The 16825-nt window shown below is 59.4% G+C and carries 16 protein-coding genes; 6 read left to right on the forward strand and 10 right to left on the reverse strand.

Annotated features, from left to right (window positions below):
• The first annotated feature begins 210 nt into the window (after positions 1 to 210).
• The gene (locus AC1RQB_RS09340; RefSeq protein WP_007905458.1) at positions 211 to 468 is read left to right on the forward strand and encodes a hypothetical protein; all 258 of its coding nucleotides are present in this window, start codon (positions 211 to 213) and stop codon (positions 466 to 468) included.
• A gap of 143 nt (positions 469 to 611) precedes the next feature.
• Positions 612 to 1754, forward strand: coding sequence for a transporter substrate-binding domain-containing protein (locus tag AC1RQB_RS09345; protein WP_063341481.1), 1143 nt, complete (start codon positions 612 to 614; stop codon positions 1752 to 1754).
• Positions 1755 to 1807: 53 nt separating this feature from the next.
• On the opposite strand, the gene AC1RQB_RS09350 is transcribed toward AC1RQB_RS09345, so the two are convergent.
• The 5 genes from AC1RQB_RS09350 to norR all read right to left on the reverse strand — a co-directional run bounded on the left by AC1RQB_RS09350 (position 1808) and on the right by norR (position 6277).
• Positions 1808 to 2557 (reverse strand): YkgJ family cysteine cluster protein, encoded by a 750-nt coding sequence (locus AC1RQB_RS09350; RefSeq protein WP_063341480.1) that lies wholly within the window; start codon positions 2555 to 2557, stop codon positions 1808 to 1810.
• A gap of 83 nt (positions 2558 to 2640) precedes the next feature.
• On the reverse strand, positions 2641 to 2967 hold the full coding sequence (locus AC1RQB_RS09355) for a hypothetical protein (protein WP_063341479.1): 327 nt from the start codon (positions 2965 to 2967) through the stop codon (positions 2641 to 2643).
• 177 nt (positions 2968 to 3144) lie between these two features.
• Positions 3145 to 3603 carry a GNAT family N-acetyltransferase gene (locus AC1RQB_RS09360; RefSeq protein ID WP_063343888.1) on the reverse strand — a complete coding sequence of 153 codons (459 nt, stop codon included), beginning with the start codon at positions 3601 to 3603 and terminating at the stop codon, positions 3145 to 3147.
• A 27-nt stretch (positions 3604 to 3630) separates the two neighbouring features.
• Complete coding sequence (locus AC1RQB_RS09365) at positions 3631 to 4533, reverse strand: chemotaxis protein CheV (protein WP_008072097.1); 903 nt, start codon at positions 4531 to 4533, stop codon at positions 3631 to 3633.
• Between the two features lie 190 nt (positions 4534 to 4723).
• On the reverse strand, positions 4724 to 6277 hold the full coding sequence (gene norR, locus AC1RQB_RS09370) for a nitric oxide reductase transcriptional regulator NorR (RefSeq protein WP_063341478.1): 1554 nt from the start codon (positions 6275 to 6277) through the stop codon (positions 4724 to 4726).
• A gap of 147 nt (positions 6278 to 6424) precedes the next feature.
• On the opposite strand from norR, the gene hmpA reads away from it, so the two are divergent.
• Together hmpA and AC1RQB_RS09380 are read left to right on the forward strand one after the other, a co-directional pair.
• Positions 6425 to 7606 (forward strand): NO-inducible flavohemoprotein, encoded by a 1182-nt coding sequence (gene hmpA / locus AC1RQB_RS09375; protein WP_007905475.1) that lies wholly within the window; start codon positions 6425 to 6427, stop codon positions 7604 to 7606.
• 236 nt (positions 7607 to 7842) lie between these two features.
• Positions 7843 to 8619, forward strand: coding sequence for an ABC transporter substrate-binding protein (locus AC1RQB_RS09380; protein WP_063341477.1), 777 nt, complete (start codon positions 7843 to 7845; stop codon positions 8617 to 8619).
• A 124-nt stretch (positions 8620 to 8743) separates the two neighbouring features.
• On the opposite strand, the gene AC1RQB_RS09385 is transcribed toward AC1RQB_RS09380, so the two are convergent.
• The 5 genes from AC1RQB_RS09385 to AC1RQB_RS09405 all read right to left on the reverse strand — a co-directional run bounded on the left by AC1RQB_RS09385 (position 8744) and on the right by AC1RQB_RS09405 (position 14070).
• Positions 8744 to 9385 carry a helix-turn-helix transcriptional regulator gene (locus AC1RQB_RS09385; protein WP_063341476.1) on the reverse strand — a complete coding sequence of 214 codons (642 nt, stop codon included), beginning with the start codon at positions 9383 to 9385 and terminating at the stop codon, positions 8744 to 8746.
• 92 nt (positions 9386 to 9477) lie between these two features.
• Positions 9478 to 10605: an NAD(P)/FAD-dependent oxidoreductase gene (locus AC1RQB_RS09390; protein ID WP_063341475.1), complete on the reverse strand. Its 1128-nt coding sequence runs from the start codon at positions 10603 to 10605 to the stop codon at positions 9478 to 9480.
• A 148-nt stretch (positions 10606 to 10753) separates the two neighbouring features.
• Positions 10754 to 11701, reverse strand: a complete 948-nt coding sequence (locus tag AC1RQB_RS09395) for an ornithine cyclodeaminase family protein (protein ID WP_198537195.1) — start codon at positions 11699 to 11701, stop codon at positions 10754 to 10756.
• Between the two features lie 139 nt (positions 11702 to 11840).
• On the reverse strand, positions 11841 to 13328 hold the full coding sequence (gene rhlB / locus AC1RQB_RS09400) for an ATP-dependent RNA helicase RhlB (RefSeq protein WP_063341473.1): 1488 nt from the start codon (positions 13326 to 13328) through the stop codon (positions 11841 to 11843).
• A gap of 85 nt (positions 13329 to 13413) precedes the next feature.
• Complete coding sequence (locus tag AC1RQB_RS09405) at positions 13414 to 14070, reverse strand: alpha/beta hydrolase (RefSeq protein WP_063341472.1); 657 nt, start codon at positions 14068 to 14070, stop codon at positions 13414 to 13416.
• A 469-nt stretch (positions 14071 to 14539) separates the two neighbouring features.
• On the opposite strand from AC1RQB_RS09405, the gene AC1RQB_RS09410 reads away from it, so the two are divergent.
• A complete protein-coding gene (locus AC1RQB_RS09410) occupies positions 14540 to 15571 on the forward strand; it encodes an amino acid ABC transporter substrate-binding protein (protein WP_008072088.1) in 1032 nt (343 codons plus the stop codon).
• Between the two features lie 65 nt (positions 15572 to 15636).
• Positions 15637 to 16818 (forward strand): amino acid ABC transporter permease, encoded by a 1182-nt coding sequence (locus AC1RQB_RS09415; RefSeq protein WP_007905489.1) that lies wholly within the window; start codon positions 15637 to 15639, stop codon positions 16816 to 16818.
• Positions 16819 to 16825 lie beyond the last annotated feature (7 nt).

Raw genomic sequence — 16825 nt, forward strand, 5'->3', positions numbered from 1 at the left:
GGGCATCTAGCCCGGTCATTTGATATCCATGCCGTCCTTTTATAGACCAGGATCGGGAGATGTGTAGATACCGATGCCGCGATAGCGGCAGGACGGTCAACACAAAACCCGACTGACCAACTGCAGCTTGCGGCTCCCGACACAGGTATACTGCCGCCTTTCGCGGCTCGCCTACCGGGCCCGACTCTTTAAGCATCACCCGGAGCTTTCATGACTTCCCCGACACAACCGCCGGTTGCCGACGCTTTGAGCGACGACCAGGCAGACCTGCCAGACAGCGTCGACTCCAGCGCAGACAGCGAAACCAAAGCGGCGATTCCAGCGTTCAAGTTTCCGTTCAAGCCAGGTGAATTGGCTGCGGCGAAGAATGCCAGCCAGCCTTGGTACAAGAATGGCGCGAAGAATGGCCATACCAAGACTCCCGGCGCAGCACCTCCCGGAACGCGTCGTTCGATGGGTAAACGCTGATAGTCAGGTATTTTGTTGGCGGGTAACTATTCCTCCCGCCAATGAGACAGTTCCCACAAGGACGCGCGATTACTCCTCTAGGAAAGACGGTTGTCATTCATCAAGAATTCACGCCCTGTGAATTTTTTGATGAAGGTCGCCAGATGTCTCTGCTGAAAACCCTGTCCCTGCTCTCTCTGGTGGCCCTGACCACCGGCTGCGTGTCCTCTGCGGTCGATCCGCAGATCCGCTTCGGGGTCGAAGCCCTGGTTCCACCGTTCGAGAGCCGTAACGACAAAGGTGAGCTAGTCGGATTGAACATCGAGTTGGGCAACGCACTGTGTGCTGAGCTCCAATCCCGCTGTGTCTGGATCGATCAGGATTACGCGACTAACCTCCATGCCCTTGAAGCCGGCCGCTTCGACGTGATCATGCCGATGACGGCTACACAGGCGCGGCGCGAGCGGGTCGATTTCACCGACAATCTTTATCCCCTGAGCAGCCGTCTGGTAGCGCGCAAAGGCGCGACGTTGCAACCGGATGTGCAATCGCTCAAAGGCAAGCGTATCGGCGTCCTGGCGGGCACCAGTCGTGAAGCGTTCGCCAAGGCGCGTTGGGCGGACGCGGGCGTAACGGTGCGCAGTTTTCAATTCAACGATCAGTTGATTGCCAGTCTTCTGGCGGGCGAGATCGATGCCACCCTGCAAGACTCCATCGAAATCACTCAAGCGTTGCTAAGCCAACCTCAAGGACAGGCGTTCGACTTCGCCGGTCCTGCCCTCAACGATCCGATGCTGGGCAATGGTGTGGCGATGGCCGTGCGCAAAAGCGACACCCGTTTGCGCGATAACCTGAATGCGGCCCTTGAACGTCTCAAGCAAAATGGCCAGTACCAAGCGATTACCGAGCGCTACTTGCCGCCAGCAGTACCCGATTCACCACGTTACTTTCCGAATGAAGAAGGCTTGCCATTTTCCGATGCGGTACAGGCCGGTGAGACCCTTTATCTTTCCGGGATGCTCGGTCTGGATGCCGATGGCCAACTGGTCAAGGGCGGGATTGGCCCGCAAATGACCCAGGCCATGGAGAACCTGCGCACCGAACTGCAACGTCGAGGCTCCTCCCTCGCTCATGTGGCCAAATGCACGGTCATACTTGCCGATATCAAAGACTTCGATGCCATGAATGCGGTTTACCGCCGGACTTTCCCAGCCGATCGCCTACCTGCCCGGACAACGTTCGCGGCTAAAAAACTGTTGGCGAATGCTCGGGTGGAAATCGAATGCCTTGCGGTTGCTGCTCGCTGACTCACTACCAGACAAGCCACTGTGCAACTAAAGTTGTGCAGTGGTAGGGTGTTTCAGGCTGCCCGCAACGAAATAAACGCATAGCTAACCGGTGTATCGGTTGCCACCTGTGCACCCGCCGCCTGCACTTGCCCGGCAATATCCTCACCCGACACGTGAAACAGCCAGTCACTGCTCGACTTCATCTGCGATTGCGTTGAAACCTGATCGATGACCGTGGCAAACGCGTTCATATCCGGCAAATAAGCGGTAAATCCATCGCCCTTCAACGCTGTCGTCCGAATCCCCAATAACGCGCAAATCGCCTCCTTGGTCTGAATCTCATCGCGATCGGCCTGACGGGAGCGCTGGATCAATCCCGTCAGTTCCTGATCCACCAGTTCACCCCCGATGATCAAATCCGGCCCTGTTACCCAGGACTCGGGCGGGCATTCCTTGATAGATGGGTTGAGCGGGATGTGCGGGTTGATTTCCATCGGGTAGATGCGGCACACCAGCGGTCGGCGTTCGTAGATGCGGCAGAGGTTGTCTTCGTCAAGATTCCGGCAGGGGCCGACGTTGTACGCGGCAAAGGTGATCGCCACGTGGGCCTCGCAGGCGCCGCTTCGAACCGCCACCGAACGGCGTTCGGCGTGTTCGCGTTGCTGCGCGGGCAGGCCCAGGCCATTGGCGAGGAAGGCCTCCACCAGCACAATCACCTGACCGCCATCGGCCGCCCACATCCGGGCTTCGGCCAGTGTCAGGGGCACGTGGTGGTCGTTGCAGCATTTGCCACAACCTACGCAGGAAAACGTTGTATTCATTGAACGGCCAGTCACCTGTGAGGGCATGAAATGGCGACAAAAAGCCACCGCAAGGGCCTGTGCCGAAGCAAGTTATGCGCCAGTCACTGCGCTTTTGCTGTTGAGCGGATGGAGTCCCACTCGGTTACGTAGGCGGTTTTGCTTTTCTTGTTGTAGAGGCACAGCTCGGTGCCTTGCTGGCCTTTCATGTGTTTTTGCGGGTACTGGCCTTGGAGCAGGAGCGCGGTATAACCGACCCGGTCATCGAACTGCGCGGCGTTGCCGACGGGTTTGGCGTTCTTCAGGCCGCTGGCCTTGGTGCAACTGGCGAGCACGGCTTTATCGTAGGCGGCCCAGGCGTCGGGGCTGGAGGCGTGGGCTTGGGTGGCGAGGGCGGTGAGGCAGAGGAAGGTCAGGGTGGTGGCTTTCATGGTTTGGGCATCCTTGGCGTGTAGTAGCCGAGGTCGGAGTATGCCTGATGGATCGATGTTGGTTGTGCCGGCCTCTTCGCGAGCAAGCCCGCTCCCACAGTTGATTTGTGTCGTACACCGAATCTGTGAACGACAACGAACCACTGTGGGAGCGGGCTTGCTCGCGAAAGCGGTGTGTCAGACAGGCACGGGCTCCCGGCGGACCACATACATCCCGGCACTTTCATACAAACGCTGGGCCCGAAGGTTGTTTTCCAGCACCTTCAGATCCACAAAGCCTTCGCGGCGTTGCTGAAACACGTTGAAAGCATTTAGCAGCAGCGCACGGCCAAGTCCGAGGCCTTGAGCGCGCGGATGCACCACCAGGCTCTTGATGTAGGCACTGGTCCAGCACTGGGCAACGCCGACGATTCCTTCGGAGTCGAACGCGATGAAGCACAGGGACGGATCGTATTCGGGATCGGTTTCGAAACGCTGTTGCCAGACTTCCAGCGCCGGTACGCGACCGCCACCTTCTCGATAGCCCAGTTCCATCAAGTGATGGACGGCTTTGGCGAGTTCAGGACGGTACTCGGTCAACTCAATGCCATTTGGCCAAGTGCAAGGCGGCACACCCTCAGCCAGGTTGCGCCGCATCAGCAAACAAAAGTCCTCGGCCACAACTCAGTGACCTTGTTCAGTGACGGCCCTGGCCGCCGCGATCAGGCATTTGGTCAGTTCCGGTGAGGAGAATTTGGTCAGCACCGCGTTGGCCCCGGCCAGTCGAGCCTTCTCGCTGTTCATCGCGCTGTCCAGCGAGGTGTGCAGCAACACATAGAGGTGCGAGAAGTCGGGGGTTTCGCGCAGTGTACGGGTGAGGGCATAACCGTCCATTTCCGACATTTCGATGTCCGAGACGATCAGGTTAATTTGCTGGGCGGTGCCTTGCAGGTCCAGCAGGCAGTCGATGGCTTCCTTGGCGCTGCGAGCGGTGTGGCATTGCAGGCCGAGGTTGCGCAGGGTGTGTACCGATTGTTGCAGGGCGACCTGGCTGTCATCGACCACCAGAATCCGCGCATTGCCGAGGACTTCGGCGTCTTCCATGCTCAACTCGGTGGGGGCCGTTTCGATCTGCGCCGGAGCGATGCCGTGGATGACCTTTTCGATGTCCAGCACTTGCACCAGCGTGCCGTCGACTGAGGTCACGCCGGTGATGTACGAGCGCACGCCGCCGGAGCCGAAGGGCGGTGGACGGATGTCGGTAGTCAGGCAATGGACGATTTTGCTCACCGCCTGAACGTGCAGGCCCTGCTTGGAGCGGCTGACGTCGGTGACGATCAGGCAGCCACCGTTCGGGTCTTCCAGCGGTCGCTCGCCGATGGCGCGGCTCAGGTCGATCACCGACAGCGATGCGCCACGCAGGGTGGCGATACCTTTGACGTGGGGGTGCGACTCCGGCAGCTTGGTCAGCGGCGGGCAGGGGATGATTTCGCTGACTTTCAGCAGGTTGATCGCCATCAGCTTGCCGCTGCGCAAGGTAAACAGCAGAAGCGAAAGTGAATCTGCGCGGGCTTTGTTGGAAGACATAAAAACCTTCTGTGGAAAAAGGTGATGGGCGATTGTGAAGATCGCCAACAGCTATCGATGCCGGGTTATCGACTTGTCGGGGGCAGGCTTTAGTACCAATGAATGTTGGGTAGATCAAAAGATCGCAGCCTCGCTTCGCTCGACAGCTCCTGCAAGGGATTGGTGTGCCGCCGAAGGCTGCGATATTGGCTTATTTCATACCCAACCGCTTGGCCATCCGTCCAAGGTTCGCCCGATCCAGACCCAGCTCCCGCGCCGCGCTGGCCCAGTTATTCTGGTGCCGTTGCAGGCAAGCGCTGATCAGTTGGCGCTGATAATGCTCGGTGGCCTCACGCAAATCCCCTGCAATTAATGCAACCGCCGGTGCCGCAACCAGCGGTTCTGGCGCGGGTTCAACGCTGCCATTGGGCAAGTCCAGATCCGCGGCGCTCAAGCTGAGAATCTTTGGCCGTTGCTTGCAGTTGCCCAGCGCCTTCAACGCACTGCGGCCAATCAAGTGCTCCAGCTCTCGCACGTTCCCTGGCCAGTCATACGCCAACAATGCCGCTTGCGCATCGCTGGTCAGGCGCAGGCTGTTGAGGCCCATGCGTGAGCGGTTTTGTTCCAGGAAGTAGCCGCTGAGCAGCAGCACATCCCGACCGCGATCGCGCAGTGCGGGCACCAGCAGCGGGTAAACGCTCAGGCGATGATAGAAGTCGGCACGGTAGCGACCGCTGCGCACTTCTTCAGCCAGGTCACGGTTGGTCGCGGCGATCAATCGCACGTCGACCTGATGTTCCTGGTCCGACCCCAGCCGCTGCAATTGCCCGCTCTGCAGCACTCGCAGCAATTTGGCCTGCACCGTCAGCGACAGTTCGCCGACTTCATCGAGGAACAACGTACCGCCATTGGCCAGCTCGAACTTGCCGCGCCGATCATTCGTCGCGCCGGTGAAAGCCCCGCGCACATGGCCGAACAATTCACTCTCCACCAGCGTGTCTGGCAGGGCGGCGCAATTGAGGCTGATGATGGGTTTATCGGCCCGTGGGGACGCCGCGTGGATGGCTTGGGCCACCAGCTCTTTGCCAACTCCGGTTTCGCCGGTGATCAGCACCGTCAGGTCGCTGCCGCCCACCAGGCTGATCTCTTCCACCAGGCGTTTGTAAGTCTTGCTCTGGCCGATCATTTCGCGGTTCTGCTGGCCACTGGCCTGACGGTAAACCTCGGCGCGCTGATGTTCATCTTCGGCGCGATTGGCCAGCCGTTCGATGCGCTCGGCGGCGTTGACCGTGGCGGCGGCGAGGCTGGCGAAGGCTTGCAGGGCGTCCAGTTCGATCGGCTCGAAACGTTCAGGGTCGAGCGCGTCGAGGGTCAGCAAACCCCACGGGCGCTCGTCGATAAACAGCGGGCAGCCCATGCAGTCGTGGACTTCCAGATGATCGTGAAGACCATCGACCAGGCCGTCATAAGGATCGGGCAAATCGCTGTCGGCGGCGAAGCGAGTCGGGCCGGGGCTGCTGAGCAACGCTTCGAAGCGCGGGTGTTCGCTGACCTTGAAACGTCGGCCGAGGGTGTCGGTGCTCAACCCGTCCACGGCCAGCGGCACCAGCCATTCGCCATCGAGTCGCAGCAGGGCCGCGGCGTCGCACGGGAGCAGGGCGCGCATGGCTTCGAGCAGGCGCCGGTAGCGCTCGCCTTCGGGCAGTTCGCGGGACAGGTCGGAGACCAGGGGCAGCAGGGTCGTGAGCAGTAATTTTGCAGTCATAATGACTCCGTGTAGTCGGTATGACTATAAAGCGTCGCGTGTCGATATGACTACTGTGTTTTTAACTTGCTGATTTATAAGGTTTTAATTGTTGGCATGGAAACTGATACGTAAAGGTTATTCATATAAAGCCCAGGGGTTGCTCTTATGCTTAGCGTTCAAGACCGTGCCATCGTCAAGTCCACCGTGCCGTTGCTGGAAAGCGGCGGCGAAGCGTTGATCACTCACTTCTACCGCATGATGCTCTCCGAATATCCGGAAGTCCGTCCGCTGTTCAACCAGGCCCACCAGGCCAGCGGCGATCAGCCTCGCGCCCTGGCCAACGGTGTATTGATGTATGCGCGGCACATCGACCAGCTCGATCAATTGGGCGACTTGGTGGCCAAGATCATCAACAAGCACGTGGCCCTGCAAATCCTCCCGGAACATTACCCGATCGTGGGTAGCTGCCTGTTGCGAGCGATTTCCGAAGTGCTGGGCGAAGAGATTGCCACGCCGGAAGTGATGAGCGCGTGGGGCGCGGCCTACGGTCAATTGGCCGAGATCCTGATTGGCGCCGAAGCCAGCATCTACGACCAGAAAGCCCAGGCGCCGGGCGGCTGGCGTGGTGCGCGGGAGTTCATCGTGGTGGCCAAGGTCGAGGAGAGCGCGGAAATCATCTCGTTCTACTTCGAACCGGCGGACAAGGGGCCGATTCTCGCGGCAGAGCCAGGCCAGTACATCGGTATGAAACTGATCCTCGACGGCGAAGAAATTCGACGTAACTATTCGCTGTCGGCGCTGGCCAACAAGGGCCAGTACCGCATCAGCGTCAAGCGCGAAACCGGCGGCCGCGCTTCCAACCATTTGCACGATCAACTGCACGTCGGGGCGAGCATCCTGCTGTTCCCGCCAGCGGGCGATTTCACCCTGACCGCCAGCGACAAACCGCTGGTGCTGATCAGTGGCGGTGTCGGCATCACCCCGACACTGGCGATGCTCGAAGCGGCGCTGGCGACCGAGCGGCCGGTGCACTTTATCCACTGTGCGCGCAACGGTAGCGTGCATGCTTTCCGTGACTGGATCGATGGCCTGGCCGAGCGTCATCCGCAGCTCAAGCGTTTTTATTGCTATGCCGAAGACGATGGCATCAGCCCGGCGGCGGACAAGGTTGGCCTGTTGAGCCAGGAACAACTTGGCGAGTGGTTGCCGGAACAGCGTGATGTGGATGCGTACTTCCTGGGGCCTAAAGGCTTCATGGCGGCGATCAAGCGTCACCTCAAGGCTTTGGGTGTACCGGAGAAGCAGAGCCGTTACGAGTTCTTCGGGCCGGCTGCCGCGCTGGAATAACGCTCTGGGCGGTTCCTGAGGGCCGGGTCAGTGTTTCGCTTGTTCGCGAAGCACCGACCCGGCCTTTTTTACATTTGGCGAGCACCCGACCAGAGGCCGGGTATGACGCTGCCTACCTGATTGACGGAAAATACATAAAAGTCCAGTATGGAATTCTAAGTACAAAAAAAGGTTTCCCCCGTTTCAGCTTTTTCTTCTGTCTTGCCAAACCAACAACAACCCGCGAGAGAACGAATATGAAGAAATTCCCCCTCATCACCGGTCTGGCCCTGAGCCTGTTGGCGTGCAGTAGCTTGTTTGCCGCCGAGAAAGACCTGCGTATCGGTATCGAAGCGGCTTATCCGCCGTTTGCGTCCAAAACCGACAAAGGCGAGATTGTCGGCTTCGACTACGACATCGGCAATGCCCTGTGCGCGCAGATGAAGGTTAAGTGTGTGTGGGTCGAAGGCGAGTTCGACGGTCTGATTCCTTCCCTGAAGGTGAAGAAAATCGACATGGCGCTGTCGTCCATGACCATTAACGAAGACCGTAAGAAGTCGGTGGACTTCACCCACAAATACTACTTCACCTCATCGCGTCTGGTGATGAAGGACGGCGCGGTAGTGGATGATCAGTACGCCAGCCTCAAGGGCAAGAACATCGGCGTGCAGCGCGCAACCACCACTGACCGTTACGCCACCGAAGTTTTCGAACCCAAGGGCATCAACGTCAAGCGCTACGGCAACAACGAAGAAATCTACATGGACCTGGCAGCCGGTCGCCTTGATGCGATTTTTGCCGACACTATTCCGTTGAGTGACTTCCTGGCGATGCCGCGTGGCAAAGGCTACGCGTTTGTCGGGCCGGAATTGAAAGACCCGAAATACGTGGGTGAGGGCGCCGGGATTGCGGTGCGCAAGGGCAACACGCAGTTGGTGGCGGATCTGAACAAGGCGATCGACGAGATTCGCGCCAATGGCGAGTATCAGAAGATTTCGCAGAAGTATTTCAAGTCGGATATTTACGGCGATTGATTAATCGCTTTCGCGGGCAAGCCCGCTCCCACAGTTGATCGAGTTCTTCCTGAAGAAATGCGATTGAATGTGGGAGCGGGCTTGCTCGCGAAGGGACCCTGTCAGACAGCCAAAATCCCAGGGCCTAACCCTTCAATTCCTTCAAATGCTTGTACACCGTCGCCCGCCCCATGTTCAGCACATTGGCCACATAGTTGGAGGCGCTTTTGCCTTTGAAGGCGCCTTCGGCGTGCAGCGCCAGCACCAGTTCGCGTTTGTGGTCGCGGGTCAGCACGTTCAGGCTCAACTGACGCTCGCGCAACCAGGTGTGCAGAAAGGTGTTGATCCGTTCCTGCCAGTCATCACGAAACAGTGAGTCCGGTTGCGGGATCAGCTTGGTCGGTGACAGGAACAAATCCAGCGCCGCTTTCGCGTTCTCGAACAGCGAGATATTCAGGTTGATGCACAGCACTGCCAGCGGACGACCCTCGCTGTCGCGCAGCACGCTGCTGAGGCTGCGAATCTTCTGGCCGTCCCAGTTGAGCTTTTCGTACGGCCCGATGTTTCGTTCGCTGACGTCTTCGCTGAGCATGTCTTCCAGCGACGAGTCGTCGCCGATTTCCCGTTTGGACAGGTTGTTGGCGATGTAATCGACCTTTTGCGTACGCAGGTCGTGCAGCACCACCTCGGCATGAGGGAAGAACAACGTGGCGATGGCATCGGCAATCGCGCGGAAGTTGTCCATGGACGTAGCGTCCAGTGCCGAGTCTTTTTCAGGTGCGTTCATACAGTGGAACTCCAGGCAGCGTCAGTGCCCCGTTAAAAAGGGGCACTGGAAGTTTGCCGCAAACGTGTGGACACGTCACCTGACGGGCAGGATCAGCTCAGGCGGGCGGGGGAGAGCATCTCGGCGTCCAGGCCGAAACGGCTGAGCTGCTCGGGCAAGGCTTCACCGCGTACCAATGCCGCGCTGGCCTGGCCCATGGCTGGCGACGTCTGGATGCCGTAGCCGCCTTGCGCCGCGACCCAGAACAGCCCCGGCACCTGCTGATCGAAGCCGGACAGCAAATCCCCGTCGCGCACGAAACTGCGCAGGCCGGCCCAGGTGCGGGTCGGGCGGCGAATGCTCAGGGTCGTGGCTTCTTCTATCTGGTAGATGCCCATGGCGATGTCCAGTTCTTCGGGCTGCACGTCGTGCGGTTCCACCGGGTCGGCGTTGGCCGGTGAGCCGAGGAACATGCCAGCGTCGGGCTTCATATAGAAGGATTCATCGAGGCTGACCAGCATTGGCCAGTCGTGGATATCCAGGCCCTCGGGGCCGGCAAAGATAAAGGCTGCCCGGCGCTTGGGTTGCACGCCCAGAGGTTGGGCGCCGGCCAGCTCGCCAATCTTGTCGGCCCAGGCACCGGCGGCGTTGATGATGATCGGGGCGCTGAAGGTCTGAGTCGCGGTTTGAACCTGCCACTGTCCTTCGGCATCACGGCTCAGGCTCAACACTTCGCTGTCGGTATGAACTTCACCCTTATTGCGCCGGATACCGCGCAGATAGCCCTGATGCAGGGCGTCGGTATCGATGTCGCTGGCGGTCGGGTCGTAGATTGCGCCATGGACTTTTTCCCGCCGCAGGATCGGCAGACGCGCACAGGCTTCGTCGGCGCTGAGCCATTGCATTTGCGGCACCGTGGCTTTGGCGCTCAGGTATTGATTGCTCAGCTCGGCCGGATCGCCGGTGAAGTCGACGGTCATCTCGCCGCGCGGGGTCAGCAATGGGTGTTCGCAGAAACCGGGCGGTGGAGCGTCGAAGAAGTCGCGGCTGGCCTGAGTCAATGCCCGAACCTGCGGTGTACCGTAGGCGGCGGTGAACAGCGCTGCGGAGCGTCCGGTGGAGTGATAGGCCGGATGGGATTCGCGTTCGAGCACAATCACCCGCCCGTGTTGCGACAGCCAGAAACCGGTGGAAGCGCCGGCAATCCCGCCGCCGATGATGATGAAATCTGCCTGGCTCATGAACGTCTCCTGTGGGGCGCAAATGCCGAAATGGTGGAATTCCCCTGTAGGAGCGAGGCTTGCCCGCGAAGACGGCGTATCAGTAAACATAGATTGAGACTGACACACCCTCTTCGCGGGCAAGCCTCGCTCCTACAGGTTTGTGGTGTTAGTGCTGTAGGCGATAGAGGGCATTGGCCAGTGCGATGTCTTCCAGGCCCAGGCCGATGGAGCGGAAGAACACCGGGCGGTCGTAGTCGGGGCGCTGCACTTTTTCGCTGAGCAAGTCGGGCAGGTCGCCGACAATCGAACGCTTGTCCCAGCCATGCTGCTCAGCGGCGATCAGCATCTCGCCGGCCGAGCCCGGAGTGGTCTGACGATAGTCACAGAACACCTGCATGTCATTGAGGCTTTGTGGAGGCACCTCATGGGCGCGTGGGGCGTTGGTGCTGATGGAGGTGATCAGCGCCGGTTTGCTCAAAATTGACGGGTCGATCACCGGGCCGGCGGATGAGGTGCAAAGCATGATCACGTCCGCGTCCTGAATCGCGGCTTCGCAACTGTCAGCGAGGGTCAGTCGTGGGTCGAGGCTTTTGAGCTGTGCCAACGCTTCGGGATTCTTGCCGTTCAGGCTTGGGGAATAAAGGCTGATGCTTTGCCAGTCCCGCAGGCCCTTGACGTAATGCAGGTGCGCCTGGGCCACGTTACCGCTGCCGATAATCGCTAGGCGCCGGGCGTTCAATGGAGCAAGGGCATCGACCGCCACCGCCGTCGTCGCGGCGGTGCGTGCGGTGGTCAATTCACCGGCATCGCAGAGCAGCAGCGGCTGACCGGTCTGCATCGACATCAGCAGCGTCCAGGCGGTCACCAACGGGCCCTGCTCGCGCACGATGTAGGGAGACGTCTTGACACCATAGACCCCGTCTTCGGCCAGCACACCCAGGTAGTTGATGAAGTCCCCGGCACCCTGCGGGAATTCCACCAGCTGTTGCGCCGGCTGCACGGCTTGCCCGGCGGCCAGGTCGCGGAACAGCTTGCGCAGGATCTGCGGCACGTCAACGTGTGCCAGCAGTTCGCGGGCTTGAGGTTGGGTGATCACGTAAGGCGTGCTGGGCATGGTCGGCTCCGGGCGCTGAAAGTAAACTAATTTGTCCATTATGGACTTTTAGTTGTCTCTAGCAAGTCCTGTTGAAAAAAGCCGGACGAAAAAAAAGCGCAGTCCGTTGCCGGCTGCGCCTCTTTCTGAAAGGCCCGAGTTACGGGCGCTTGCGCTCAACCGCCCGCAGCAGATGCGTTGGTGGCGTTTCACAACTGATCTTGCGACCCAGCAACGCCTCGATGGACGGTAGCTGGTAGGAGTCGTCTTCACCGGCAAAACTGATGGACACGCCATCCGCGCCGGCACGGCCGGTGCGACCGATGCGGTGCACGTAGTCGTCCGGGACTTCCGGCAGGGTGAAGTTGATCACGTGGCTGATGCCGTCGATGTGAATGCCGCGACCGGCCACATCGGTGGCCACCAGCACGCGGATCTTGCCTTCGCGGAAACCTTCCAGGGTCTTGATGCGCTTGTGCTGCGGCACATCGCCAGACAGCTGCGCCGCGTTGACGCCATCACGTACCAGGCGCTCTTCGATGCGCCGCACTTCGTCCTTGCGGTTGGCGAAGACCATGACCCGTTCCCAGCCGTTATCGTTGACCAGGTTGTAGAGCAGTTTGTATTTGTCGGCACCAGCCACCGCGTAGATGTGTTGCTCGACGTTTTCGCTGGCCACGTTCTGCGCTTCGATCTCGACGATCGACGGGTCGGTGGTCCATTGCTTGGCGAGGTTCATCACGTCTTCGGTGAAGGTCGCGGAGAACAGCAGCGTCTGGCGCTCGTTCTTCGGCGGAGTCTGGCGAATGATCTGACGCACTTGCGGGATGAAACCCATGTCGAGCATCCGGTCGGCTTCGTCCAGCACCATCACTTCGACCATGTCCAGATGCACGTCGCCGCGCTGGTTGAAGTCGAGCAAACGGCCCGGAGTGGCCACCAGGATGTCGCAGTGACGGGCTTCGAGGTGCTTGAGTTGCTTGTCGAAGTCCATGCCGCCGACAAATGTCATGACGTTGAGGCCGGTGTACTTGGTCAGGTCGGCTGCGTCCTTGGCGATCTGCACCACCAGTTCCCGGGTCGGGGCGATGATCAGTGCTCGCGGTTCACCCATGTAGCGCTCTTTGGGCGGCGGGGTTTGCAGCAGCTGAGTGATGATCGAAATCAGGAAGGCGGCAGTTTTGCCGGTGCCGGTCTGGGCGCGACCGATGGCGTCTTTGCCCGCGAGGGTGAAGCCAAGCACCTGTGCCTGGATCGGCGTGCAATAGGGGAAGCCCAGGTCCTGAATGGCGTGCATCAGTTCGGGGGCGAGTTTGAAATCGTGGAAGCGGGTTTTGCCTTCCTGGGGTTCGACGACGAAGTCTTCGAGTTTCCAGGGAATAACCGGCGCCTTTGGCTTGGGTTCGCGACGCGGTTTTGCTGGTTTCGGGGCTTCGCTGCGCGGCTGCTCAGAGGCGATGGGCTCGGCTGCGGGGGCGGTCGGTGTGATCACCGGCTCGTGCTTCGGTGCCGCTACGGTTGCGGTCCGGCCAGGCTGATTACCGTCGGTGCGGTGGCTGGGAGTATGAGAAGGAGCGCTGGAGACTGGCGCGAGCTGCTCAGTCTCGCTTTTACCGAACATTTTCTTGAGTGCTTTGAGCACGGTCATCTCATCAATTGGTTAAGGAATATACGCCGGCCAGTGTAATGCAAGAATCAGGCGCGGCGTAGTGGGATGGATCAATGGGTAGCTTTTAGCGCAAACGCTCGGCGAGCCAGACGCCAATGTCGCGGATTTCTTCGGGTAACACTTCGTGGCCCATTGGGTATTCCTGCCATGTCACGGTGACACCATGTTGCTTTAAATACTCGTAGGCGGTCCGGCCCATGGAGTTTTGCACAACGTCATCGTACTGGCCGTGCAAAGACAGCACCGGAATGCGTTGCTGGCTGGCGGAAAGCTGCAGTTCATCGCTGAAGGTCGGGGCATAAGTCGAGAGGGCAAGTACGCCGCCCAACGGTCCCTGCCATTTCACAAAGGCCGTGTGCAATACCACGGCGCCCCCTTGGGAAAAACCGGCGAGAAAGATGCGCGAGGCGTCTATTCCGCTGGCCTTCTGCTCTTCGATCAAATCAACGACCCGTTGCGCGGATGCCTCCAGCTGCTCGCGGCTGATCGCCCGCGCCGGGCTCATTGCCAATATGTCGTACCAGCTTGGCATCTCATAGCCGCCATTAATGGTGACGGCGCGAGTCGGGGCCTGGGGTAAAACGAAACGGGTGCTGAGCAGGTTTTCCTGTAACGCTTCGGCTACCGGCAAAAAGTCGTAGCGGTCGGCACCCAGCCCGTGCAGCCAGATGACGCAGGCGTCTGCGGGCTTGACGGGTTGAAGAATCAGGGGCTCGGTCATGTCTGCTCCATTGTTGTGCGTGCGCTCTCATTAAGTGCGAGGTGCGAGTGCGCAATAGGTTGATCAGTTAAGAAGATGTCGCAAGGTTGAAAGTTTTGCTATTGACCTTGCGCTGAATCGCTTTAGCGAGCGGTCTGGTACGGGCTTTGCTATGGGGAAGCCTGTGCAACCATTCTCATACCTGGCGGTAACACTATCAGTGTATGGCTGGTCATGGGATAGCAAAGAATCCGGTGATGGATGTTCGCCAGTGGCCGCTACGGGCTTCGCGAACGTGAAAGGGCTACAGCCCGTTCGGCCGATTGGTGAGAAGTGAGTTATCCATGATGTGGATTTTCTCCTACTAGACTCATAGCGACGGTCCTTACGTCGGTTGACCCTAAAAAAAGCCAACAAGGGTCAGCAACGCCTCAAAAGGGTGCGACAGGGCTCAAGCTCCGACACAACAAGAGCAAAACTGGAGGTTTGAATGAAGATGTTGAAATCCACCCTGGCCATCGTGACTGCAGCCGCAGTACTCGGTGTCAGTGGGTTCGCTCAGGCGGGTGCAACCCTGGATGCAGTGCAGAAGAAAGGTTTCGTACAGTGCGGCGTAAGTGATGGTCTGCCGGGCTTCTCGGTTCCGGACTCTACCGGCAAGATCGTTGGTATCGATGCTGACTTCTGCCGCGCTGTGGCCGCTGCCGTATTCGGCGACGCGACCAAGGTCAAATTCAGCCAGTTGAATGCCAAGGAGCGTTTCACTGCTCTGCAATCCGGCGAAATCGACGTGCTGTCGCGCAACTCCACCATGACCAGCTCTCGTGACGCGGGCATGGGCCTGAAGTTTCCAGGCTTCATCACCTACTACGACGGCATCGGCTTCCTGGCTAACAACAAGTTGGGCGTGAAAAGTGCCAAGGAACTGGACGGTGCAACCATCTGCATCCAGGCCGGTACCACCACTGAGCTGAACGTCTCCGACTACTTCCGCGCCAATGGCCTGAAATACACCCCGATCACTTTCGACACCTCCGATGAAAGCGCCAAGTCGCTGGAATCCGGTCGTTGCGACGTGCTGACCTCCGACAAGTCCCAGCTGTTCGCCCAGCGCAGCAAGCTGGCTTCGCCGAAGGACTACGTGGTTCTGCCGGAAACCATTTCCAAGGAGCCCCTGGGCCCGGTCGTGCGTAATGGCGACGACGAGTGGCTGGCCATCGTGCGTTGGACTGGCTACGCCCTGCTCAATGCTGAAGAAGCAGGCGTGACTTCGAAGAACGTCGAAGCCGAAGCCAAGTCCACCAAGAACCCTGACGTCGCTCGTATGCTGGGCGCTGACGGTGAATACGGTAAAGACCTGAAACTGCCGAAAGACTGGGTCGTGAAGATCGTCAAGCAAGTCGGCAACTATGGCGAGATGTTCGAGCGCAACCTCGGCAAGGATACTCCGCTGCAAATCGACCGCGGCCTGAACGCGCTGTGGAACGCTGGCGGCATTCAATACGCACCACCAGTGCGCTGATGGTTCTATCACCCGGTGGGCCAACCACCGGGTGATGTTCTGTTCCATTATTTCCGGGGCACTTCATGCAAAATTCAATCGGCGCACCTAAGCAGAGGCTCAGCCTCAGCGATCCACGAGTGCGTGCGTGGCTGTTTCAGATCATCACGGTTGTCGCCGTGGTCGGGATGGGTTGGTACCTGTTCGACAACACGCAAACCAACCTTCAGCACCGGGGCATTACCTCGGGTTTCGACTTTCTTGAGCGCAGTGCCGGTTTCGGCATCGCTCAGCACCTGATCGACTACACCGAATCGGACAGCTATGCCCGTGTGTTCGTCATCGGTTTGCTCAACACCCTGCTGGTCACCTTTATCGGTGTGATCCTGGCGACGATCCTCGGTTTCATCGTCGGTGTGGCACGGCTGTCGAAGAACTGGATCATTGCCAAGCTGGCGACGGTGTATGTAGAGGTTTTCCGTAACATTCCGCCGTTGCTGCAAATCCTGTTCTGGTACTTCGCCGTGTTCCTGACCATGCCGGGGCCACGCAACAGCCATAACTTCGGCGACACCTTCTTCGTCAGCAGCCGCGGCCTGAACATGCCCGCAGCGTTGGCGGCAGACGGTTTCTGGCCATTTGTGGCGAGCATCGTCGTGGCCATCGTCGCGATCGTGCTGATGAGCCGCTGGGCGACCAAACGTTTCGAAGCGACCGGCGTACCGTTCCATAAATTCTGGGCAGGCCTGGCGCTGTTCCTGGTGATCCCTGCGCTGTGTGCCTTGATCTTCGGCGCGCCATTGCACTGGGAAATGCCGGAGCTCAAGGGCTTCAACTTCGTCGGTGGCTGGGTGCTGATCCCGGAACTGCTGGCGTTGACCCTGGCCTTGACGGTGTACACCGCGGCGTTCATCGCCGAAATCGTGCGTTCGGGTATCAAGTCGGTCAGCCACGGCCAGACCGAAGCGGCCCACTCGTTGGGATTGCGCAACGGTCCGACCCTGCGCAAGGTGATCATCCCGCAAGCCCTGCGCGTGATCATTCCGCCGCTGACCAGCCAATACCTGAACCTGGCGAAAAACTCCTCGCTGGCAGCCGGTATCGGTTATCCGGAGATGGTGTCGTTGTTTGCCGGTACGGTGCTGAACCAGACCGGGCAGGCGATCGAAGTCATTGCCATCACCATGAGCGTGTACCTGGCGATCAGTATCAGCATTTCCCTGCTGATGAACTGGTACAACAAGCGCATTGCGCTGATCGAGCGGTAAGGAAAAG

The organism is Pseudomonas sp. GW822-FHT02E03, from assembly GCF_058802325.1.